The sequence below is a fragment of the Streptomyces capillispiralis genome (assembly GCF_007829875.1).
GTDB lineage: Bacteria > Actinomycetota > Actinomycetes > Streptomycetales > Streptomycetaceae > Streptomyces > Streptomyces capillispiralis.
Genome location: NZ_VIWV01000001.1, coordinates 3805519 through 3826446, shown reverse-complemented (window position 1 = coordinate 3826446; position 20928 = coordinate 3805519). Strand labels below are relative to the sequence as shown.

18 protein-coding genes, 1 tRNA gene and 4 pseudogenes are annotated in these 20928 nt (G+C 70.2%); 16 read left to right on the top strand and 7 right to left on the bottom strand.

Going from position 1 to position 20928, the window contains the following annotated elements; genetic code table 11:
* Positions 1 to 29: 29 nt before the first annotated feature.
* The gene (locus FHX78_RS36780; protein ID WP_167531649.1) at positions 30 to 260 is read left to right on the top strand and encodes a hypothetical protein; all 231 of its coding nucleotides are present in this window, start codon (positions 30 to 32) and stop codon (positions 258 to 260) included.
* Between the two features lie 313 nt (positions 261 to 573).
* Here FHX78_RS36780 and FHX78_RS16285 read toward each other — a convergent pair whose 3' ends face one another.
* Positions 574 to 1140 (bottom strand): Uma2 family endonuclease, encoded by a 567-nt coding sequence (locus tag FHX78_RS16285; protein WP_145868183.1) that lies wholly within the window; start codon positions 1138 to 1140, stop codon positions 574 to 576.
* A gap of 222 nt (positions 1141 to 1362) precedes the next feature.
* Between FHX78_RS16285 and FHX78_RS37465 the strand changes: the two are divergent.
* The 4 pseudogenes from FHX78_RS37465 to FHX78_RS16270 form a co-directional block, all read left to right on the top strand.
* Positions 1363 to 1586: pseudogene (locus FHX78_RS37465) on the top strand (hypothetical protein).
* Positions 1583 to 2023 (top strand): annotated as a pseudogene (locus FHX78_RS16280) (PIN domain-containing protein); the annotation flags it as partial. The pseudogenes FHX78_RS37465 and FHX78_RS16280, both read left to right, overlap by 4 nt.
* A gap of 230 nt (positions 2024 to 2253) precedes the next feature.
* Positions 2254 to 2316, top strand: a pseudogene (locus tag FHX78_RS38160) (type II toxin-antitoxin system VapB family antitoxin); the annotation flags it as partial.
* 59 nt (positions 2317 to 2375) lie between these two features.
* A pseudogene (locus FHX78_RS16270) lies at positions 2376 to 2618 on the top strand (PIN domain-containing protein); the annotation flags it as partial.
* A gap of 200 nt (positions 2619 to 2818) precedes the next feature.
* Here the strand turns inward: FHX78_RS16270 and FHX78_RS16265 are convergent.
* A tRNA-Gly gene (locus FHX78_RS16265) sits at positions 2819 to 2889 on the bottom strand.
* A 532-nt stretch (positions 2890 to 3421) separates the two neighbouring features.
* Between FHX78_RS16265 and dcd the strand changes: the two genes are divergently transcribed.
* Together dcd and FHX78_RS16255 are read left to right on the top strand one after the other, a co-directional pair.
* Positions 3422 to 3997, top strand: a complete 576-nt coding sequence (gene dcd, locus FHX78_RS16260) for a dCTP deaminase (protein ID WP_145868182.1) — start codon at positions 3422 to 3424, stop codon at positions 3995 to 3997.
* A complete protein-coding gene (locus FHX78_RS16255; RefSeq protein ID WP_145868181.1) occupies positions 3994 to 4491 on the top strand; it encodes a phosphoribosyltransferase in 498 nt (165 codons plus the stop codon). The genes dcd and FHX78_RS16255 overlap by 4 nt, the downstream gene beginning before the upstream one ends.
* Positions 4492 to 4633: 142 nt before the next feature.
* Here the strand turns inward: FHX78_RS16255 and FHX78_RS16250 are convergent, their stop codons facing one another.
* Positions 4634 to 5242 carry a TetR/AcrR family transcriptional regulator gene (locus FHX78_RS16250; protein WP_145868180.1) on the bottom strand — a complete coding sequence of 203 codons (609 nt, stop codon included), beginning with the start codon at positions 5240 to 5242 and terminating at the stop codon, positions 4634 to 4636.
* Between the two features lie 92 nt (positions 5243 to 5334).
* Here FHX78_RS16250 and FHX78_RS16245 point away from each other — a divergent pair, with 92 nt between their 5' ends.
* Positions 5335 to 6081 carry an SDR family NAD(P)-dependent oxidoreductase gene (locus tag FHX78_RS16245; RefSeq protein WP_145868179.1) on the top strand — a complete coding sequence of 249 codons (747 nt, stop codon included), beginning with the start codon at positions 5335 to 5337 and terminating at the stop codon, positions 6079 to 6081.
* A gap of 75 nt (positions 6082 to 6156) precedes the next feature.
* On the opposite strand, the gene FHX78_RS16240 is transcribed toward FHX78_RS16245, so the two are convergent.
* The 3 genes from FHX78_RS16240 to FHX78_RS16230 all read right to left on the bottom strand — a co-directional run bounded on the left by FHX78_RS16240 (position 6157) and on the right by FHX78_RS16230 (position 11241).
* Positions 6157 to 7185 carry a Yip1 family protein gene (locus FHX78_RS16240; protein WP_145868178.1) on the bottom strand — a complete coding sequence of 343 codons (1029 nt, stop codon included), beginning with the start codon at positions 7183 to 7185 and terminating at the stop codon, positions 6157 to 6159.
* Positions 7186 to 7277: 92 nt separating this feature from the next.
* Positions 7278 to 8735, bottom strand: a complete 1458-nt coding sequence (locus tag FHX78_RS16235) for an FG-GAP-like repeat-containing protein (protein WP_167531776.1) — start codon at positions 8733 to 8735, stop codon at positions 7278 to 7280.
* A gap of 214 nt (positions 8736 to 8949) precedes the next feature.
* A complete protein-coding gene (locus FHX78_RS16230; protein WP_145868177.1) occupies positions 8950 to 11241 on the bottom strand; it encodes a (Fe-S)-binding protein in 2292 nt (763 codons plus the stop codon).
* Positions 11242 to 11588: 347 nt separating this feature from the next.
* Between FHX78_RS16230 and FHX78_RS16225 the strand changes: the two genes are divergently transcribed.
* The 7 genes from FHX78_RS16225 to FHX78_RS16195 all read left to right on the top strand — a co-directional run bounded on the left by FHX78_RS16225 (position 11589) and on the right by FHX78_RS16195 (position 19451).
* Positions 11589 to 12626, top strand: coding sequence for an MraY family glycosyltransferase (locus FHX78_RS16225; protein WP_145868176.1), 1038 nt, complete (start codon positions 11589 to 11591; stop codon positions 12624 to 12626).
* A 93-nt stretch (positions 12627 to 12719) separates the two neighbouring features.
* A complete protein-coding gene (dnaK, locus tag FHX78_RS16220; protein ID WP_145868175.1) occupies positions 12720 to 14564 on the top strand; it encodes a molecular chaperone DnaK in 1845 nt (614 codons plus the stop codon).
* Positions 14561 to 15232 (top strand): nucleotide exchange factor GrpE, encoded by a 672-nt coding sequence (gene grpE, locus FHX78_RS16215; RefSeq protein ID WP_145868174.1) that lies wholly within the window; start codon positions 14561 to 14563, stop codon positions 15230 to 15232. The genes dnaK and grpE overlap by 4 nt, the downstream gene beginning before the upstream one ends.
* A gap of 36 nt (positions 15233 to 15268) precedes the next feature.
* Positions 15269 to 16444 carry a molecular chaperone DnaJ gene (gene dnaJ, locus FHX78_RS16210; protein ID WP_145868173.1) on the top strand — a complete coding sequence of 392 codons (1176 nt, stop codon included), beginning with the start codon at positions 15269 to 15271 and terminating at the stop codon, positions 16442 to 16444.
* Positions 16445 to 16450: 6 nt separating this feature from the next.
* Positions 16451 to 16900, top strand: a complete 450-nt coding sequence (locus tag FHX78_RS16205; protein ID WP_145868172.1) for a heat shock protein transcriptional repressor HspR — start codon at positions 16451 to 16453, stop codon at positions 16898 to 16900.
* Positions 16901 to 17177: 277 nt separating this feature from the next.
* Positions 17178 to 18284: a sugar ABC transporter substrate-binding protein gene (locus tag FHX78_RS16200; RefSeq protein WP_229923904.1), complete on the top strand. Its 1107-nt coding sequence runs from the start codon at positions 17178 to 17180 to the stop codon at positions 18282 to 18284.
* Between the two features lie 129 nt (positions 18285 to 18413).
* Positions 18414 to 19451, top strand: a complete 1038-nt coding sequence (locus FHX78_RS16195; RefSeq protein ID WP_145872014.1) for a helix-turn-helix transcriptional regulator — start codon at positions 18414 to 18416, stop codon at positions 19449 to 19451.
* 211 nt (positions 19452 to 19662) lie between these two features.
* Here the strand turns inward: FHX78_RS16195 and FHX78_RS16190 are convergent, their stop codons facing one another.
* Positions 19663 to 20676, bottom strand: a complete 1014-nt coding sequence (locus tag FHX78_RS16190) for a helix-turn-helix domain-containing protein (protein ID WP_145868170.1) — start codon at positions 20674 to 20676, stop codon at positions 19663 to 19665.
* A gap of 105 nt (positions 20677 to 20781) precedes the next feature.
* Here FHX78_RS16190 and FHX78_RS36775 point away from each other — a divergent pair, with 105 nt between their 5' ends.
* Complete coding sequence (locus FHX78_RS36775) at positions 20782 to 20928, top strand: hypothetical protein (protein ID WP_167531775.1); 147 nt, start codon at positions 20782 to 20784, stop codon at positions 20926 to 20928.

Below are 20928 nucleotides of genomic sequence, written 5' to 3'. Positions count from 1 at the left end.
AGTGGCCTGGGGTGAAAAGGGGGGTGACTATGGGCTTCCTGGTGATGACTGCGACAGCGGTCGTGTCCATCGTGGCAGCCGCAGTGATCGTGCTGGTGCGCCGCGACCGGCGCCGGATGGTTGCCAGTCCGGAAGCGCAGCGAATTGAGGCGGCGGCTACGAGAGGCCTTCACGATGCGCGTCGCCAGGCACACGCCTATCGCCACTTCAACGATGCCAGTGGCATCAGTGCCCTGAGGGATCGTGACGCGCGTTCGTAGAACGCCGCCAAGTCGGCCCACCCGCTCACGCGCCGCCGCGTCCCCTTCCGGAGCGCCGGGCCGCGCTGCGTGAGACGAACGCCGTGATCGGCCCCCACGAGCCCCACAGGCCGGCGGTGGGGCGGACCGCTTCCGGTGGTGGGCGGAGGGCTGACCGGGGCAACCGCACGCGAGCGCTGCGAAGCCCTCAGCCCGGGACGCTGCGATCGCTTCGAGCCGACTCGGGCGTCACCTGGGTGGATGCTGTTCCCCGCTTGATTTGCTGTGCTTGTCGTCCAGGCTGAGCAGCCCCTCTGACTGCCCTGCGACCAGTTCAGACCTGGCCGAGGTCGATCTCCGCCGCGAAGGGGGCGGTGGTCTTCAGGGTGCCGGCGAACACGTCCCCTTCGCGGTACGTCCTCGTCGCGGGATCGAGCAGGTACGTATACACCAGCGGTGTGCCCGTCGCGGCCTGCTCGATCCGCCAGTAGAAGCCGATCCCGGCCTTGGCGTACTGGTCCACCTTCACGATCCGGTCGGTGGTCTCCGAGCCGGGCGACACCACCTCGGCCACCAGCAGTACGTGCTCGGGCCGGGTGGGCGTGATGTCGATCGTGTCAGCGCGGTAGACGATGACGTCGGGGCGGCGGTTGGTGAGCGGGACGTCCTGTAGCCGGACGTCAAAGTCCGTGTCGGCGTTCCAGTCGGGGCCCGCGGCGGCGTCCAGGGCGTTCGCCAGGAGGCGGGCCAGCCGGTTGTGCCGCTTGGAGGCGCTAGGGCTCACGACGACCATTCCGTCCACGATCTCGATGCCGGCGCACTGCTCCTCGGACCACGACTCGTACTCCTCCGCCGTGATCTGCTCGTGCATCCACGCCGGGGCCACCATCTCGGCAGTCATGACACGCCTCCCGGACACTGTGTGGCGGGCCCGATCCCGCTGCACTCAGCGTACTGACTCCGCTGTGCCGGGGCGGCACGGAGACCGGCGCAGCACCTTGGCGAGCACGTTGCGGGGCCACAGCTCGATGCCGCACCCATGTCTGCGATCGCGGTATCCGATGAGCCGACGGACTGGTACATGTCCATGAAGCGCACGAACGTCTACGCCGACCCCTAAGACCTGGCGATCATCAAGGAGGCCGCGAAGCGTCGGGGGATAAGTGAGGCCGAGATCATCCGTCAGGGCATCCACCTCGCGGCCATGGCGAACAGGGTCTGGGGCGAGCCGCTGTTCTCGCGCACCTTCGAGGAACGGGACGCACGCCCTCCAGATCGGAGGTGCGTGACACGGTCGCCGACGCTGTCCGCCGTGGGACCGACCCGGATTCCGGAACCGCCGCGTGATCATTGTCATCGCCGACACGTCCGGTCTCCTGGCGGCCCTGGACTCGGCTCACCCCGAACACCGGGCGGCGAACGAGGCGATCATGGCTGCCGGCCTCCTGGTCATGTCCCCGCTGCTGCTGGCCGAACTGGATCACGTCGCCACGCGTGAGCTCGGCAGGGAGGCCGCCCTCGGCGCGGTCGACGACCTCCGACGCTGGATGAGCCGGGGGCGTGTCGTCATGCCGGAGATCACGGCGGACCACCTGGGCGCCGCCCAGTCCGTCCGTGTCCGCCACCGTGCGCTGGACCTCGACCTCGCTGACGCGGTCCACGTGGCGCTGGCTGCCGACTACGACACGGACGCGCTCCTCGCTCTCGACCGACGTGACTTCCGGGCCGTACGCCCCTTGGGCCACCACAAGGCGTTCCGGGTACTCCCCGACGATCTCCCGCTCTGCCCCAGGATCCTCCGCAGCCAAGCGCCCACTCCCGCAGGGGACATGTGGCCTCCCGCGGCAAGCGCTCGGTGAAAGCGCGGGTCGGCGCCGTGCGGCGGGGCGAGCGGCCCGGCACCTCAAGGAGCTCGTGCTCTCCGTACGCCCGACGATTCGGCTCTGGAGGACCCGTCGCGACTGCGTACACCGGGAGCCGACATGTGGACCCAACATTGCCTGGGAGGTGCCGTATGTCCGTGACCCAGATCGATATCGACGACGACGCCCTGGGGCGGGCCATGGCTCTGGCCCACGTCCGAACCAAGGAGGAGGCGGTCAATCTCGCTCTGAACTTCTACGCCGAGCAGCAGCGGAAATGTTTCCCGACCTCTATCCCGATGCGGCGGTGCCGAAGAACGCAGGGCGTTGGATCAGCGCGGTGCAACACCGTATGGCCCAGGCAGGGGAGCATCGCAGTGCTTCGGCAGTAGACCTCGTCATCGCAGCCACTGCCGCCCACCACGGCCTGACTGTCCTTCATGACGATGCCGACTACAGCACTGTCGCCCGGCACGCATCCGACCTGACCGAGCACAACGTCCACGACGTCGTCTGACGTGCCTTTGTCGCCCGACCAGAGACCGGAAGACGCCCATCTCTTCGAGCTTCCGCCGTCCCACGCCAGTCTTTCCCACAGCTCTTCGTCCGTCACAGTGCCCTGTCCGTCACCTTCCAGGTCAACCTGAGGGCCTCAAGGCGGAAAGATTGCGATGCGCACTGCGAAGCCCCAGGTCACTGACCTGGGGCTTCGAGAAGAGCGGGTGACGAGAATCGAACTCGCGCTCTCAGCTTGGGAAGCTGATGTTCTACCATTAAACTACACCCGCGTAAGATCCAGAGCCCCTCACCCGAGTGGTCTCCGGACGCTCGCTCACTTTACCCCATGTCAGGCCCCCGGTGTCCAAGCCCGGGGGTCTGACGGTGTTTCAGGGGATGGATGCTGCTGCGGGGGGCAGAAGTTGGGGCGTACGGTGGAGGGGTCGGGCGGCGTTCGGTCGGGTACCGGGGTGCCGCCTGGAGGGGTGTCTCTTTGATCCCGTAATGTGCCGTTCGTCGTCAGGGCAGCTAGCCAGACGCGGCTCTTGGGGAAGGGACTCTTGGACTTGATGGAGCGCACCGTCGTCCGCTGTGCCGATGGGCACGTGTTCACCGCCGCCTCGTTCCCGATGCAGCAGGCCGAGCGACTCGGCCCCGGTCGGCTCGTGCGGTGCCCGCGCTGTGCGCGGCTTCGCAGTGTCGTGCCGGTGACCCTCCAGAAGCGGTAGCGAGGGGCTCGGGAGAGCGGTAGAGACAGAGGGCGTGGGCGCGCGGCGCGGCGGCGGTTGTCGCTGCTCCGCGCGCCTTGCGTATCCTCGGGGCGTGCTTCTCTCAGACAAGGACATCCGGGCCGAGATCGACGCCGGGCGGGTGCGGATCGATCCCTACGACGAATCCATGGTGCAGCCGTCCAGCATCGACGTACGCCTCGACCGCTTCTTCCGGGTGTTCGAGAATCACCGTTACCCGCACATCGACCCCTCCGTCGAGCAGGCGGATCTGACCCGGCTCGTGGAGCCGGAGGGGGACGAACCGTTCATTCTGCATCCGGGTGAGTTCGTGCTGGCCAGCACGTACGAGGTCATCACGCTGCCCGTGGACCTCGCCTCGCGGCTGGAGGGGAAGAGCTCGCTGGGGCGGCTCGGGCTGGTGACGCACTCCACGGCCGGGTTCATCGACCCCGGGTTCTCCGGGCACGTGACGCTCGAGCTGAGCAATCTGGCGACGCTGCCGATCAAGCTGTGGCCCGGGATGAAGATCGGGCAGCTGTGCATGTTCCGGCTCAGCTCGCCGGCCGAGCACCCGTACGGGAGCGAGCGGTACGGCTCGCGGTACCAGGGGCAGCGGGGGCCGACGGCCTCGCGGTCCTACCTGAACTTCCACCGGACGCAGGTGTGAGCGGCATGCGGGAGAACCTCAGCTACGAGCAGTTCGGGGTGGCCGTGCGCGAGCTCGCGCAGACGATCGCCGACGACGGGTACGAGCCCGACATAGTGCTGAGCATCGCGCGCGGCGGTGTCTTCGTCGCCGGCGGGCTCGCCTATGCCCTCGACTGCAAGAACATCCACCTGGTGAACGTCGAGTTCTACACGGGCGTGGGGACCACCCTGGAGATGCCGGTCATGCTGGCGCCCGTGCCCAACGCCATCGACTTCACCGACAAGAAGGTGCTGATCGCGGACGACGTCGCCGACACCGGCAAGACGCTGAAGCTCGTCCGCGACTTCTGCCTCGACGCCGTCGCCGAGGTGCGCAGCGCCGTCGTCTACGAGAAGACGCAGTCGCTGGTGAAGTGCGAGTACGTGTGGAAGCGGACCGACGAGTGGATCAATTTCCCCTGGTCCGTCCAGGAGCCCGTGGTCAGGCGGTCGGGGCAGGTGCTCGACGCCTGAGGGGGCCTGCGGACACCTCACGTCCGTACGCCGGCCCCGCCCGCGCGCCGGGCCGGCACCTCGCGGACGCCGTCGCGCGTCCGAGTCTCCGGGCGGGGCAAGAGAGCCCCGTGCGCCCCATGATGCCCATGCGCACCGGCTGTCACAGCGGTGGCCAGTTGCGCAGGGCCGCGTCGGCCACCCGCTGGAGTTCCGGGCGGGTGGCGCCGCCCGCGGCCTGCACGGCGATGCCGTTCGCCACGGTCATGAGGTAGCGGGCGAGCAGTTCGGGGTCCGCGTCCGGGGGCAGGTCGCCCTCGTCGACGGCCCGCCGGAACCGGTCGCGGAGGCGGGCGCGGCCGTCGTCGCGCCAGGCGGTCAGGGTGTCCTGGGCCACTCTCCCCGCGTCGCCGGCAGCCAGTGAGCCCTGTACGCCCAGGCATCCGGCGGGGCAGCCGGGGCTCGTGGTCGCCCGGACCGAGCCGGTGAGGAACGCCGTGGCCACCTCCCGGGCGCTGGGCAGTTCCATCGCGCGGGCCGCGTAGGAGGCGGGGCCGTCGGTGTAGCGGTCCAGGGCCTTGCGGAAGAGGTCCTCCTTGTTGCCGAAGGCCGCGTACATGCTCTTGCGGGTGATGCCCATGGCGCTGGTCAGGTCGGTCAGGCTGGCGCCCTCGTAGCCCTGCTCCCAGAAGACCTTCATCGCCCGTTCCAGGGCCTCGTCGGCGTCGAATCCTCGCGGCCGGCCGATCGGTGCTTTCCGGGTGATCTCCACGGCCCCATCCTACTCCCTCGATACCGATCGGTGCAGAAGTGCTACGGTTCAGTTCTGCACCGATCGGTATCTAAGTTTCGGGAGTTCAGACAATGGGACAGTTGGTAGGCAAGACCGCCGTCGTCACCGGCGGCGGCACCGGGATCGGCCTGGCCACCACCGCGCGGCTGGTGTCCGAGGGCGCGCACGTGTTCATCACCGGCCGGCGCGAGGACGTGCTGGACCGGGCCGTCGGGTCGATCGGCTCCGCCGTCACCGCCGTGCCCGGCGACATAGCCGACCCGGCCGACCTGGACCGTCTCTACGACGCGGTCCGCGACCGGGGCCGGGGCCTGGACGTGGTGTTCGCCAACGCGGCCACGGCGACGTTCGCACCCCTCGCGCAGGCCACCGGGGAGCAGTTCGACCAGATCTTCGGCGTCAACGTCCGGGGCACGCTGCTCACCGTGCAGAAGGCGCTGCCGCTGCTCAACGACGGCGCCGCGGTGATCATCAACTCCTCCGTCCGCGCCGACGACGGCCGGCCGGACTACGGCCTGTACGCGGCGTCGAAGGCCGCGGTCCGGTCCCTCACGCGGACCTGGGCCAACGAGCTGAAGGGCCGGGGCATCCGGGTCAACGCGGTCTCGCCGGGCGCGATCGACACCCCCGGGATCGACACCATCGTCGGCGCGGAGAACGCGGCCGCCGTCAAGGCGGGCCTCGCGACGGAGGTGCCGGTCGGCCGGCTGGGGCGCCCGGAGGAGGTCGCCGCCGCGGTGGCCTTCCTCGCCTCCGCGGACAGCAGTTTCGTGCTGGGCACCACCCTGTACGTGGACGGCGGAGAGATGCAGTTCTGAGCGGTGGGGGGAGAACAGGCCGAAGGGGGCTCCCGGTTCACGCCGGGAGCCCCCTTCGTCAGCACGGGCCGTGGGTCAGAAGGTGCCCAGCTTCACGATCGACAGCAGGGCGGCCAGCTGGATCGCGGACGCGCCCAGGGCCTTCGGCCAGGGCAGGTCGTGGGAGCGGCCGACCATCACGGTGAGCAGGGCGCCGGCCGCCACCCAGGTCGCCCAGCCGAGCAGCTGGACGAAGGCGGCGTCGCCGCCGGCGAACATGGCGACGACCAGGCGGGGCGCGTCCGTGAGGGACATGATCAGCATGGAGAGGCCGACCGTGGGCTGCCAGGCGCCGTCACCGCCGAGCTGACGGGCCAGCGTGTGGGTGACCACGCCGAGCACGAAGGCGCTGAGCACCATCGCGACGGCGGTCGTCAGGACGATCGGGACGGCGTTCGCCAGGGTGGCGTTGATCGCGTCCGCACGGGCGCCGTCGAAGCCGAAGACGGCGAGCAGGCCGTAGAGGAAGGTGACGACGAGGGCGGGGCCCCACATCGTGTAGTCACGCATCCGCAGGAACGTCTGGGCGGGGGACAGGACGATGCCCTTGAGCAGGTCCTTCCAGCGCAGGCGGGGGCCGGTCGGCCCGGCCGGCGGGGCCGAGCCGGCGCGGTAGGTGTCGCCCTGCTGGTAGGGGTCCTCGCCGAGGGAGAAGGCCTGGGTGTGGCCCGGGTTGTTGGCCGCGTACGGGTCGTGCGGGGCGCCCTGGGCGCCCTGCGGGTACGCCCCGTCGCCGAAGTACTCCGGCTCCCCGTGCCCCCCGTGACCCCCGTGACCGCCGGGTCCGCCCGGGCCGCGGTGCGCGTGCGGCCAGGGGCCGGCGCCGCCACCGCCGTACGACGGCTGCGGCGGGGACGGCTGCGGCGCCTGCGGGTAGCCGTACGACGGCCCCTGCGGCGTCTGCTGTCCGTGCGGGGGGTGTTGCGGTCGCGCGTGAGGAGCGCCGTTGTTGTTCCGGCCGCGTCCGATCCTGAATCCAGCCACGTCCTCGAACGTACCTGGTCCCGGGCGGTCGTGTGCCGGGCCCCGGCTCTCGGGCCCGGCTTTGCGGCCGAGCTGTGACATCCCCTAAGGGGTCGTCAGCCCCGTGGTCCGTCCCCGTAGGGGGCCCGGGGTGGCCGGGTCCTGCGGAGGACGGAGAGCACGTCGGCGGGGGATCAGCCGTTGACGTGGAAGCCGAGCATCGGGTTGCCCGACGAGGACACGCCGACGGCGCCGAGGCCGATGCCGCGCCCGGCGGCGTTGATCTTCAGGCCGTCGGAGGTGAAGGCGACGGCGTAGCCGTTGGAGTCGTTCTCCCACGGCAGGCCGACGGTCAGGTCGGCCTTTCCGTCGCCGGTGACGTCGGAGAGGAGGACCTCGCCGCCGAAGCCGTCGCCCTCCTCGCTGCTGCCGGGGACGCCCGCGGTGTCCTGGTGCAGGGACTGGGAGCCGGTCTCGGAGAGGCCGGCGGCGCCGCCGTAGATCACGGAGACCATGCCGGTGTCCGCGATGCCGCCCAGGTCCTCGCCCGGCGCGCCGATGACGAGGTCGTCGTGGCCGTCGCCGTTGATGTCGCCGAGGGTGACCTCGTAGCCGAAGCCGTCGCCGGTCTCGTTGTCGCCGGGCACGCCCGCGGTGTTCTGGTTGACGCGCTCGGTGCCGCCCTCGGGGCCGTACGAGGCGCCGTAGACGACGTCCACCGATCCGCCCTTGGAGGTGCCCGCGGTGTTCGTGCCGGCGTCCCAGGAGTTGCCGATGACGATGTCGCCGTAGCCGTCGCCGTTCACGTCACCGATGTCGGAGATGACGCCGGCGGGGAGCTTCCGCGAGCCCGAGGTGGTGATGCCGGAGGAGGAGCCGGGCAGCCAGTAGTTGGCGTTGTACGAGTACTCGCCGTCGCTGTCGCCCTCGTAGCCGTCCACGACGAGGTCGGTGCGGTTGTCCGCGTCGACGTCGCCCGGGGTGAGGTTGAAGATGTCGATGCCCGGGACCGGCAGGATGGGCGCGGTGACGGTGTAGCGGCCGCCGGTGGAGCCGGACTTGGTGAATCCGCCGCGGTAGATGTCGACCTTGTTGATGTCGGAGGCGATCGCGAGGTCGTCGCGGCCGTCGCCGTTGTAGTCGCCCGCCGCGACGACCTGGCCGAACCAGTCGTGGCTGGAGCGGGAGGGGTCGGAGACGGTGGTGCCGCCGGAGAGGCCGGCGGAGCCTCCCCACAGGATGACGACGGTGCCGCCGTTGGCGTCGTCGCCGGCGTCCTCGCCGGGGGCGCCCACGGCCAGGTCGGCGTAGCCGTCGCCGTTGAAGTCGCCGGGCGCGGTGTGGGCGCCGAACTGGTCGTCCTTCTCGGCGGCGCCCGGGACGCCCGCGCTGTCCTGGGTGAGGGTCTGGACCTTGTTCGCGCCGGCGCCCGCGGGGGAGCCGTAGAGGACCGTGACGGCGCCGGCGCCGCCCTTGCCGCTCACGTGGGCGAGAGGTGCGGTGACGGCGACGTCCCGGTAGCCGTCACCGTTGAAGTCGCCGTCGAGCCCCGACGGGGCGGCGGCCGCGGGGCCGGCCATGGCGACCAGCAGGCCGCCGGTGAGGGCGGCCGCCGTGGCGGTCGCGAGAGCGGTGCGGAGGTTTCTGTGCAAGGAGTTCTCCTGCGGTGTGCGGGGCGGTCGCCGGGTACGGCCGTCCACGGGTCCTGGGGCGCTGTGCACCTGTGTGTCGCCGGGAGTTGCCCGGGGGTTCACGGGTGATCGCCGAACAGGAGACCCCCGAGTCGGCCGGAGGGTTGTACGTGAACATGGCGAAGGGGCCGCCCCGGTGGGAACGGCCCCTTCGTCACGCGTGTGTGCCGCCGCGTTACTTCACCGGCTGCGGCTCCGGAGCGCTCTCGCTCTCCTCGTCGCCCGCCGGGTCGGCCGGGGTCTTGACGGACTCCAGCAGCAGCTGGGCCACGTCGACGACCTGGATGGACTCCTTGGCCTGGCCGCCCGCGGCGGAGCCGCTTTCGGTCGCGGCCTTCTTGCCGTTGACCGAGTCGGTCAGCATGACGAGGCAGAACGGGCAGGCGGTGGAGACGATGTCCGGGTTGAGGGACAGGGCCTCGTCGACGCGCTCGTTGTTGATGCGCTTGCCGATCCGCTCCTCCATCCACATCCGGGCGCCGCCGGCGCCGCAGCAGAAGCCGCGCTCCTTGTGGCGGTGCATCTCCTCGTTGCGCAGGCCCGGGACCTTGCCGATGATCTCGCGCGGGGGCGTGTAGATCTTGTTGTGGCGGCCCAGGTAGCAGGGGTCGTGGTAGGTGATGAGGCCCTCGACCGGGGTGACCGGGATGAGCTTGCCCTCGTCGACCAGGTGCTGGAGCAGCTGGGTGTGGTGGATGACCTCGTAGTCGCCGCCGAGCTGCGGGTACTCGTTGCCGAGGGTGTTGAGGCAGTGCGGGCAGGTGGCGACGATCTTCTTCGCCGACTTCGGCTTCTTCGTCGACTCGTCCTCGTCGTCCTCGCCGAAGGCCATGTTCAGCGCGGCGACGTTCTCCATGCCCAGTTCCTGGAACAGGGGCTCGTTGCCGAGGCGGCGGGCGGAGTCACCGGTGCACTTCTCGTCGCCGCCCATGATGGCGAACGTGACGCCCGCGATGTGGAGGAGTTCCGCGAAGGCCTTGGTGGTCTTCTTGGCGCGGTCCTCGAGGGCGCCGGCGCAGCCGACCCAGTACAGGTACTCGACCTCGGAGAGGTCCTCGATGTCCTTGCCGACGACCGGGACCTCGAAGTCGACCTCCTTGGTCCACTCCAGGCGCTGCTTCTTCGCCAGGCCCCAGGGGTTGCCCTTCTTCTCCAGGTTCTTGAGCATCGTGCCCGCCTCGGAGGGGAAGGCGCTCTCGATCATGACCTGGTAGCGGCGCATGTCGACGATGTGGTCGACGTGCTCGATGTCGACGGGGCACTGCTCGACGCAGGCGCCGCAGGTGGTGCAGGACCACAGGACGTCCGGGTCGATGACGCCGTTCTCCTCGGCGGTGCCGATCAGCGGGCGCTCGGCCTCCGCGAGCGCGGCGGCGGGGACGCCGGCCAGCTGCTCCTCGGACGCCTTCTCCTCGCCCTCCATGGTCTTGCCGCCGCCGGCCAGCAGGTAGGGGGCCTTGGCGTGGGCGTGGTCGCGGAGCGACATGATCAGCAGCTTGGGGGAGAGCGGCTTGCCGGTGTTCCAGGCGGGGCACTGCGACTGGCAGCGGCCGCACTCGGTGCAGGTGGAGAAGTCCAGCAGGCCCTTCCAGGAGAACTGCTCGACCTGGGAGACGCCGAAGACGTCGTCGTCACCGGGGTCGGTGAAGTCGATCGGCTTGCCGCCGGAGGTCATCGGCAGCAGGGCGCCCAGCGAGGTGTCGCCGTTGGCGTTGCGCTTGAACCAGATGTTCGGGAAGCCCAGGAAGCGGTGCCAGGCGATGCCCATGTCGGTCTTCAGGGCGACCGTGATCATCCAGATGAAGGAGGTGGCGATCTTCAGGCCGGCGAAGAAGTAGGTGAGGTTCTGGAGCGTGGAGACGTCCATGCCCTCCAGCCACGACACCACCGGGTAGGAGACGAAGAAGGACGCCTCGTAGCCGTCGACGTGGTGCTGCGCGCCCTCGAGCGCGTGCAGCATGAAGATGCAGACGCCGACGACCAGGATGACGGTCTCGACGAAGTACGCCTGGCCGGTGTTGGAGCCCGCGAAGCGCGACTTGCGGCCCGGCTTGTCCGGCCGGGACAGCTGGCGGATGGCGATCAGGGTCAGGATGCCGACGATCGTCATGGTGCCGATGAACTCGACGAAGACGTTGTACGGCGCCCAGTCGCCGATGACCGGAAGCACCCAGTCGGCCCGGAACAGCTGGCCGATGGCGTTGACGATGGTCAGGAGCAGTGTGTAGAAGCCGATCGCCACGAACCAGTGCGCGATGCCGACGACGCCCCAGCGGTTCATCCTCGTGTGGCCGAGGAACTCCCTGGCCACGGTGATGGTGCGCAGCACGGGGTCGTTGGTCCGCGACCCGGCCGGCAGCGGCTGGCCGAGCGCCATGAAGCGGAAGATCTGCACGACGGCACGGCCGAACAGGGCGACGCCGACTGCCATGAGGACCATCGACACGATGATCGCGGCGAGTTGCATTACGGGGCTCCTCGGGCCTGCGAGGGGATTCGTCGGGGCTCCACTACGGCTTCCCCGAGATTACTAAGCGGTAACTTATGCAGTCCGTTCGAGACTACCCCCATCCCCTGCCGCACTGTAGCCGGGCGCGGGGTGATCTGAATCGCTGAGGGTTGCCTACTCCGGCAACCGGTCCTGCCGCCGTTCCGACGGCCGCTCCGATGGCCGGTTCGGCGGCCGTTCCGGTGGCCGGTTCGGCGGCCGTTCCGGTGACCCGTCGGGGCGACCCGGGTGGAGTCCCGGATGGCGTCCGGGATCCGATCGTGTTATTCGCGCTAAATCGGTCGATATGCCCCTAACTTATATCCGTGCTCTCCGGGATCGTCGCCACCGCCACCGCCCTGCTGCTGTCCGCCCTCCTCACGGCGCTGCTGCGGGCCCCCGTCAAGCGCCTGGGCGTCCTGGACCGCAGGCGGCGGCGGGCGGTGCCGCTGTCCGGGGGAGCGGCCGTCGTGCTGGCCACCGGCCTGGTCGCGGCCGCCGGTGACGCGGCCGGCGTCGCACCGCTCGGCGGCGGGGTCGGGAGGCTGCCGGCCGCCGCGGGCGGTGTCTACGTGCTCGGACTCGCCGTCGACCTGTGGCGGCTGCGGTGGTGGGTGCCGGTCGCCGGTACGGCCGTGGCGGCGGTGCTCGTCGTGCCGTACGGGGAGACCGGGGTGGTGGGCGGGCTGCTCGCCACGGCGTGGATCGTGGCGGTCACCGCCGCCTTCCGGGGCCTCGACCACGCCGACGGGCTGGCCGGCGCCGTGGGGGTGGTGACCGCCTTCGGGGTGGCGGCCTGCGCCGCGTTCGAGCTGATGGACGGGATCGCGCTGCTGCTGAGCGTGCTGGCCGCCGCCCTCGCCGGGTTCCTGCTGCACAACTGGCATCCCGCGCGGGCGTCCCTCGGGGCGGGCGGCGCGCTGTTCGCGGGGTTCGTCATCGCCTCGGCGGCCGTGTTCGTACGGGCCGGGCAGGGAATCGCGGCCGGAGCGGGGGTGTTGTTCGCCCTGACGGCCGTGGTGTGCGCCGACGCCGTGCTGGTGGTCCTCGCGCGGCGGCTGGCCCGGTGGCCCCTGACGCGGGGGCGGCCGGACCACCTCGGGCACCGGCTGCGGCGGCTCGGGCTCGCCCCCCGCGCGGTGACCGTGCTGCTCGGTGCCGGAGCGCTGGGCGGGGTACTGGTGGGGGTGTGCGCGCACACCGGACGGGTGTCCGGGGGTGCGGTGGGATGGGTCGCGGCGGTGGCCGCCGTCGTCGTCCTCGCGCTGGTGCGGCTTCCCGTCACCCCTGTTTTCCGCCCTCGTCAACGGACTGCCACCACATCGTCGCAGGTCACAGGCCAGTTGCGTGTAAGGAACGGATAAGAGTTGAGTCCGCTCGACTCAGCTCTGTTGACCCCGCGCCGGACGTCATGCATGCTTGAGTCCGTTCCACTCAAGTCAGCTGGAGGAATCGAAATGGCACGTGCGGTCGGCATCGACCTGGGCACGACTAACTCCGTCGTCAGCGTTCTGGAGGGCGGCGAGCCCACCGTCATCACCAACGCCGAGGGCGCCAGGACCACGCCTTCCGTCGTCGCCTTCGCCAAGAACGGTGAGGTGCTGGTCGGTGAGGTGGCCAAGCGCCAGGCCGTGACCAACGTCGACAGGACCATCCGGTCGGTCAAGCGTCACATGGGCACCGACTGGAAGATCGAGCTCGACGGGAAGCCCTTCAACCCGCAGCAGATCAGCGCCTTCGTGCTGCAGAAGCTGAAGCGCGACGCCGAGGCCTACCTGGGCGAGAAGGTGACGGACGCGGTCATCACCGTCCCGGCGTACTTCAACGACGCCGAGCGCCAGGCCACCAAGGAGGCCGGCGAGATCGCCGGTCTGAACGTGCTGCGCATCGTCAACGAGCCGACGGCCGCCGCCCTGGCGTACGGCCTCGACAAGGACGACCAGACCATCCTCGTCTTCGACCTCGGTGGCGGTACCTTCGACGTCTCCCTGCTGGAGATCGGCGACGGTGTCGTCGAGGTGAAGGCCACCAACGGCGACAACAACCTCGGTGGTGACGACTGGGACCAGCGCGTCGTCGACTACCTGGTCAAGCAGTTCCAGTCCGGCCACGGCGTGGACCTCGGCAAGGACAAGATGGCGCTGCAGCGTCTGCGCGAGGCCGCCGAGAAGGCGAAGATCGAGCTGTCCTCGTCCACCGAGACCTCGATCAACCTCCCCTACATCACCGCGTCCGCCGAGGGCCCCCTGCACCTCGACGAGAAGCTGACCCGCGCCCAGTTCCAGCAGCTGACCGCGGACCTGCTCGAGCGCTGCAAGACGCCGTTCCACAACGTCATCAAGGACGCCGGCATCCAGCTGTCCGAGATCGACCACGTCGTCCTCGTCGGCGGCTCCACCCGCATGCCCGCCGTCGCCGAGCTCGTCAAGGAGATGACCGGCGGCAAGGAGGCCAACAAGGGCGTCAACCCGGACGAGGTCGTCTCGATCGGTGCCGCGCTCCAGGCCGGTGTGCTCAAGGGCGAGGTCAAGGACGTCCTGCTGCTCGACGTCACCCCGCTGTCCCTCGGCATCGAGACCAAGGGCGGCATCATGACCAAGCTGATCGAGCGCAACACCACGATCCCGACGAAGCGCTCCGAGATCTTCACCACGGCCGAGGACAACCAGCCGTCGGTGCAGATCCAGGTCTACCAGGGCGAGCGCGAGATCGCGGCGTACAACAAGAAGCTCGGGATGTTCGAGCTGACCGGTCTGCCCCCGGCGCCGCGCGGCGTCCCGCAGATCGAGGTCTCCTTCGACATCGACGCCAACGGCATCATGCACGTGACCGCCAAGGACCTGGGCACGGGCAAGGAGCAGAAGATGACCGTCACCGGCGGCTCCTCGCTGCCGAAGGACGAGGTCGACCGCATGCGCGAGGAGGCCGAGCGCTACGCGGAGGAGGACCACAAGCGCCGCGAGGCCGCCGAGTCCCGCAACCAGGGCGAGCAGCTCGTCTACCAGACCGAGAAGTTCCTCGCGGACAACGAGGACAAGGTCCCCGGTGACGTCAAGACCGAGGTCGAGTCCGCCCTCGCCGAGCTGAAGGAGAAGCTCAAGGGCGAGGACACCGCCGAGATCCGCACCGCCACCGAGAAGGTCGCCGCCGTCTCCCAGAAGCTGGGCCAGGCCATGTACGCCGACGCCCAGGGCGCCCAGGCGGCCGGCGGCGCGTCCGCCGGTGCCGAGGGGACGAAGGCCGACGACGACGTCGTCGACGCCGAGATCGTCGACGAGGACCGTAAGGACGGTGCGGCGTGACCGAGGAGACCCCGGGCTTCGACGAGCAGTCGCAGCAGCCCGACGTCCCCTCCGACGACGCCGAGCCGAAGGCCGCCCCCACCCCCTCCGCGGAGGAGGGGGCGGCCCCGGCCGGGGACACGGGCCAGGACGCGGCCCTGGTGGCCCAGCTGGACCAGACCCGCACGGCGCTCGGTGAGCGCACGGCGGACCTCCAGCGCCTCCAGGCCGAGTTCCAGAACTACCGCCGCCGTGTCGAGCGGGACCGCATCGCGGTCAAGGAGATCGCCGTGGCGAACCTCCTGACCGAGCTGCTCCCCGTCCTCGACGACGTCGGCCGCGCGCGGGAACACGGCGAACTCGTCGGCGGCTTCAAGTCCGTCGCGGAGTCGCTGGAGACGATCATCGCCAAGATGGGCCTCCAGCAGTTCGGCAAGGAGGGCGAGCCCTTCGACCCGACGATCCACGAGGCCCTGATGCACAGCTACGCGCCGGACGTCACCGAGACGACCTGCGTGGCGATCCTGCAGCCGGGGTACCGCATCGGCGAGCGCACCATCCGCCCCGCGCGGGTGGCCGTCGCCGAGCCGCAGCCGGGCGCGCAGACGGCCAAGCCGGCCGAGGAGGGCTCCGAGGCGCAGGCGGACACGGCGGAGAACAAGGAGAGCGGTGGCCCGGAGGAGGGCTGACGTCGACACTCACGCAGGGAAGGAGGGACGTCGGGGATGAGCACCAAGGACTTCATCGAGAAGGACTACTACAAGGTCCTCGGCGTCCCCAAGGACGCCACCGAGGCCGAGATCAAGAAGGCGTACCGGAAGCTCGCCCGCGAGTTCCACCCGGACGCCAACAAGGGCAACACCAAGGCGGAGGAGCGGTTCAAGGAGATCTCCGAGGCGAACGACATCCTCGGTGACCCCAAGAAGCGCAAGGAGTACGACGAGGCGCGCGCGCTCTTCGGCAACGGCGGCTTCCGCCCGGGGCCGGGCGCGGGCGGCGGCAACTTCAACTTCGACCTGGGCGACCTCTTCGGGGGCCAGCCCGGCGGCCAGGCGGGCGGCGGCTTCGGCGGCGGCCTCGGTGACGTCTTCGGGGGCCTGTTCAACCGCGGCGGCGCCGGCACCACGCGGACGCAGCCCCGGCGCGGCCAGGACATCGAGTCCGAGGTGACGCTGAGCTTCACCGAGGCGATCGAGGGCGCGACCGTCCCGCTGCGGATGTCGTCGCAGGCGGCCTGCAAGGCCTGTTCGGGCACCGGCGACAAGAACGGCACACCGCGCGTGTGCCCGACCTGCGTCGGCACCGGGCAGGTCGCCCGGGGCAGCGGCGGGGGTTTCTCCCTCACCGACCCGTGCCCGGACTGCAAGGGCCGCGGTCTGATCGCCGAGGAGCCCTGCGACATCTGCAAGGGCAGCGGCCGGGCCAAGTCCTCGCGGACCATGCAGGTGCGCATCCCCGCGGGCGTCAGCGACGGCCAGCGGATCCGGCTGCGCGGCAAGGGCGCACCGGGCGAGCGCGGCGGCGCGGCCGGCGACCTGTACGTCGTCGTGCACGTCGGCACCCACCCGGTGTTCGGCCGCAAGGACGACAACCTCACCATCACCGTCCCGGTCACCTATCCCGAGGCGGCGCTCGGCGGCGAGGTGCGGGTCCCGACGCTCGGCGGCCCCCCGGTCACCCTGAAGCTGCCTCCGGGCACGCCCAACGGGCGGACCATGCGGGCCCGAGGCAAGGGCGCGGTCCGCAAGGACGGCACCCGCGGCGATCTGCTGGTCACCGTGGAGGTGAGTGTTCCCAAGGATCTGACGGGGAAGGCTCGTGACGCGCTGGAGGCGTATCGCGAGGCGACCGCGGAGGAGGATCCGCGGGCGGAGCTGTTCCAGGCCGCGAAGGGAGCTTGATTGCAGATGGACGGCCGTCGACGCAACCCTTATGAACTGACCCAGGACACCCCGGTCTACGTCATTTCGGTGGCGGCCCAGCTCTCCGGCCTGCACCCGCAGACACTGCGTCAGTACGACCGGCTGGGACTCGTCTCGCCGGACCGCACGGCCGGCCGGGGCCGGCGCTACTCGGCCCGCGACATCGAACTGCTCCGCCAGGTGCAGCAGTTGTCGCAGGACGAGGGCATCAACCTGGCCGGGATCAAGCGCATCATCGAACTGGAGAACCAGGTCGCGGCCCTCCAGGCCCGGGTGGCCGAAATGCAGGACGCCCTGGACGGTGCGGCGGCGGCGATGCGTCAGCGCGAGGCCGCGGTGCACGCCTCGTACCGCCGCGATCTGGTCCCCTACCAGGAAGTGCAGCAGACCAGCGCGCTCGTGGTGTGGAGGCCGAAGCGGCAGCAGTCCGACTGACCGCGGATGCGAAGTGCCGCGCGGGGCCCGGAGGTTCACCGAACCCTCCGGGCCCCGTCGCGTGTGCGGGTCCACATCCGTGTGCACGGTATGGCCGCGTGTCCCCAAGATGCACGTCAGGTGTCCGCAGGTCTTTCACGAGTTCAGCGCACGGTGCTGTGTCCATCTCGTTAAGTGGTTGCCCTTGACGCCGACGGGGGCTGAAGCGTTGGCTTTTCAGTCACATGGGCCACAAAGCTGTGCCCACGTCCGGAACGCACCTGAAGTGAGCCCTCGCATGCGTCGTATCGCCATATCCGTGGCCGCCACCTCGATGTCCGTCATGCTCGCCGGCTGCGGCGTGCTCAACGCGACGGGGAGCAGCGACGACGCCGGCCCGACCAAGGGCGACGACATCACCGTCGGGCTGCTGCTCCCGGAGAAGGCCAACACGCGGTACGAGCAGTTCGACTACCCCATCTTCAAGACGAAGGTGGAGTCCCTCACCAATGAGAAGGGCCGCGTCGAGTACGCCAACGCCGAGGCGGACGCCGGCAAGCAGGCCACCCAGCTGCAGCAGATGATCGACGAGAAGGTCGACGTCATCGTGCTGGACGCGGTCGACGCGCACGCCATCGCGGACGGCGTGCAGAAGGCCAAGGACGCGGGCATCCCGGTCATCGCCTACGACCGGCTGGCCGAGGGACCGATCGACGCCTACATCTCCTTCGACAACGAACTGGTCGGCGAGGTGCAGGGCCGCTCCCTGCTGGAGTCCCTCGGGGACGACCTCAGCATCACCGACAAGGTCGTGATGATGAACGGCTCGCCGACCGACCCGAACGCCAAGCAGTTCAAGGCGGGCGCGATGTCCGAGCTCAAGGGCAAGGTGACGATCGCCAAGTCCTTCGACACCAAGGACTGGAAGCCGGAGAACGCCGAGGCCAACATGGCCGAGGCGATCAACGCGATCGGCGCGGCGAACATCGAGGCGGTCTACTCCGCCAACGACGGCATGGCGGGCGGCATCGTCAAGGCACTCAAGGCCGCCGGCGTGACCGACCTGCCCCCGATCACCGGCCAGGACGCGGAGCTGGCCGCGGTGCAGCGGATCCTCGCCGGCGAGCAGTACATGAGCGTGTACAAGTCCTACCCGGAGGAGGCCGAGAGCGCCGCCGAGATGGCGGTGGCCAAGGTCCAGGGCCGGGACATCCAGTTCGACGCGCAGACCCGCGACCGGGTGGACAGCCCCACGACCAAGGACATCCCGGCGCAGCTGGTGCCCGTGGTCGCGCTGACCAAGGAGAACATCGAGGGCACCGTGATCGCCGACAAGATCTACGAGGTGTCGGACATCTGCACCGCGAAGTACGAGGCGGCCTGCGCGGAGATCAACCTGAAGTAGCCGCCCCGTCGATATTCGGCCACCCCGCCGGTCTCCTGGCCGGCGCCGGGCGGAGGTGTGTTGCACAGCCGGTTCCGGCCGCGCATAGTTGCGCTGCGGAAAGTGGCTGAACCGGGGGTGGGATGGGCGATGGCCGGGCACGGGACGGACGAGCATCCACACGGTGCTGACCGACTGTGCGAGGCCGGGGATCGTGTGTATTCCCGGGCCGTACGGCGCGGACGGCTGCCGCGCCGGGACGCGGAGCCGGTGCCCTGCCTGCTGGAGCTGGCCCTGCTGCACCCGGACCCGGACGACATGGACTACCTGGTGCCGACCGCCCCGCAGGAGGTCATGACCCGGCTGCTGCGCGGGATGTACGACGAGATCAGCGCGAGCCAGCGCCGGGTCGGCTCCGCCGTCGAGGCATTCGAGTGGTACGCCGGTCTCGGCTGCCGCGCACCCGCCTCGCCCCCCGCGACGACGGAGGGCCCGGCGATCCGGGTGCTGGACGGGCTGGCCCGCATCCAGGCGGCGATGGACGAGGCGACCCAGGCGTGCACCACCGAGGTGCTCACCGTGCAGCCGGGCGGCATCCGGCGCGAGGCGGAGCTGTCGGAGGGGCTGCACCGGGCGATGGCGCTGCGCGGCCGCGGCGTGCGGATGCGGGACCTCTACACGCACGTGGCCCGGCACGGGCACGGGCTGCTGACCTATCTGGAGCTGATGGGCGACGCGGTGGAGGCCCGCACGCTGGACGAGGTGGTCGAGCGGCTGATCCTGTTCGACCGGACGGTGGCCTTCATCCCCGCCAACGCCGAGCGCACCATGGCGCTGGAGCTGCGGCACCCGGCACTGGTGGAGTACCTCGGGACGGTCTTCGACCGGCTGTGGCGGCTCGCCATCCCGCTCACCGCCCCGCTGCCCGACACCGGCATCGAGGGCATCTCGCACCGGGAGCAGTCCATCGCCGCGCTGCTGGCGGAGGGCCACCAGGACGCGGTGATCGCGGAGCGGCTGGGCATCAGTGTGCGCACCTGCCGGGCCCACATCGCCCGGCTGTCGGAGACCCTGGGCGCGGCCAGCCGTACGCAGCTGGGCGTGCGCATCGCGCAGACCGGTCTGGACGGCCCGCGCGGACCGGTGCCGCTGACGCTTCCCGAGCAGGGGTCCCGGAACGTCCGCTGAGACGCACGGGCGCGGCGACGGGCCGGACGGCGGTGCCCCGGCGGCCGTGAGGGCGGATGTGCGGCCCTGCCGGAGGGTCCGGGCGGTACGACGCCGGGCCCGCCCCGTCCGGCGGCTCCAGGCGTCGTCGCGGGCGCCGCGGGTGCTGTGCGGCCGGCTTCCGGTCCTGCGGGACCCGCTGCGGGGCCCGGGCGGGGGATCCGCCCTCGGCTCACTCCTCCTGGTGCAGGATCCCCGACTGGGCGATGAGGTAACCGAGTTGGGCGCGGCTGCCGCTGCCGAGGGTGGCGGCGAGCTTGGCGATGTGGGCGCGGCAGGTGCGGACGTTCATGCCGAGCCGGCGGGCGATCGCCTCGTCGACATGCCCCTCGACGAGGAGTTTGGCGATGGAGTGCTGGATGTCGGTGATGCCCCCGGGGGCGGTCTCGTAGGGCGCGCCGGCGCTCAGCGGCACCGCCCGGCTCCACATGAACTCGAACACCTTGATGAGGTAGCGGACCAGTCCGGGCTGGCGTATCTCCAGGGCGACCTGCTGGTCGTCGCGGGTGGGGATGAAGGCGACCGACTCGTCGCAGACGATGAGGCGTTCCACCACCTCGTCGATGGTGCGGTACTCCACCCGGCCCGCGGAGAGCTGTTCGACGTAGGCCCGCTTCTCCGGGCTGTAGCGGGCGGTGTGCTGGTAGAGCGTTCTGATGCGCACGCCCCGTTCGATGAGGGGCTTGTCCCGTTCGAGTCCCTGGATGATGCTGCGTTCGGAGAAGCGGTCGTCACTGGGCTGGATGGTGAGCATCTCGGTCCGGCACTGGGTGGCGGCCAGGTTGAGCGCGGCGTTGATCCGCTCGCTGCCCTCGAGCACGGCGATCGAGTTCTCGGAGGTGACGGCCTGGGTACCCAGGGCCATGAACGGCTCGAAGGCGTCCGCGAGCCGGATCGACAGCCGCCGGCGTTCGGCGATGTCGCGTTCGATGGGGTGCAGGCGCTGGGCCAGGGCGAGCGCCGGCGGCACCGGGCGCAGCCAGTTCTTGTCGTCCGGGTCGGGGTGCAGCAGGGCCAGTTCCATCAGGCAGGGGGCGGCTTCCGCTTCCTCCCGTGCGACCCTCCCCACACGCAGCGCGTTGGCATAAAGTCGGCCGCCTGCCTCGCACAGTTCGGTCACCGCATGGGGATGCTCCGCCTTAGTCTGATTTGCCACGAAATCTCCACCCCCCAGGGTCCTGAACATGCAGGAACATGATGCACCGATTGTGTGGCCATGACGTGTTCGAATGAGCCATCGTCTTATCTGACGGGGGAACGAGGAGACTTTCACGTGAGGACGAAGCCGACTATGCGCAAGAGACTGCTTCGCTCGGTGCTCGCAGCCGCCCTCTCCGCCGTCGCGGCCTTCGGAGCGCTGAGCGGTTACTCCGACGCGAAGAGCGGGACACAGGCCGACAGCCACTGGCCGTCGATCGTCGTCGACTCGGGGCGTTGA

What these genes read in the sequence shown, in the direction of transcription:
- dnaJ (WP_145868173.1), top strand. Translation starts at nt 15,269, where the DNA reads ATGAGCACCAAGGACTTCATCGAGAAGGACTACTACAAGGTCCTCGGC.
- FHX78_RS16190 (WP_145868170.1), bottom strand. Translation starts at nt 20,676, where the DNA reads ATGTTCAGGACCCTGGGGGGTGGAGATTTCGTGGCAAATCAGACTAAG.
- FHX78_RS16245 (WP_145868179.1), top strand. Translation starts at nt 5,335, where the DNA reads ATGGGACAGTTGGTAGGCAAGACCGCCGTCGTCACCGGCGGCGGCACC.
- FHX78_RS16200 (WP_229923904.1), top strand. Translation starts at nt 17,178, where the DNA reads ATGCGTCGTATCGCCATATCCGTGGCCGCCACCTCGATGTCCGTCATG.
- dnaK (WP_145868175.1), top strand. Translation starts at nt 12,720, where the DNA reads ATGGCACGTGCGGTCGGCATCGACCTGGGCACGACTAACTCCGTCGTC.
- FHX78_RS16240 (WP_145868178.1), bottom strand. Translation starts at nt 7,185, where the DNA reads ATGTCACAGCTCGGCCGCAAAGCCGGGCCCGAGAGCCGGGGCCCGGCA.
- FHX78_RS36775 (WP_167531775.1), top strand. Translation starts at nt 20,782, where the DNA reads ATGCGCAAGAGACTGCTTCGCTCGGTGCTCGCAGCCGCCCTCTCCGCC.
- FHX78_RS16205 (WP_145868172.1), top strand. Translation starts at nt 16,451, where the DNA reads ATGGACGGCCGTCGACGCAACCCTTATGAACTGACCCAGGACACCCCG.
- FHX78_RS16195 (WP_145872014.1), top strand. Translation starts at nt 18,414, where the DNA reads ATGGCCGGGCACGGGACGGACGAGCATCCACACGGTGCTGACCGACTG.
- FHX78_RS16230 (WP_145868177.1), bottom strand. Translation starts at nt 11,241, where the DNA reads ATGCAACTCGCCGCGATCATCGTGTCGATGGTCCTCATGGCAGTCGGC.
- FHX78_RS36780 (WP_167531649.1), top strand. Translation starts at nt 30, where the DNA reads ATGGGCTTCCTGGTGATGACTGCGACAGCGGTCGTGTCCATCGTGGCA.
- FHX78_RS16285 (WP_145868183.1), bottom strand. Translation starts at nt 1,140, where the DNA reads ATGACTGCCGAGATGGTGGCCCCGGCGTGGATGCACGAGCAGATCACG.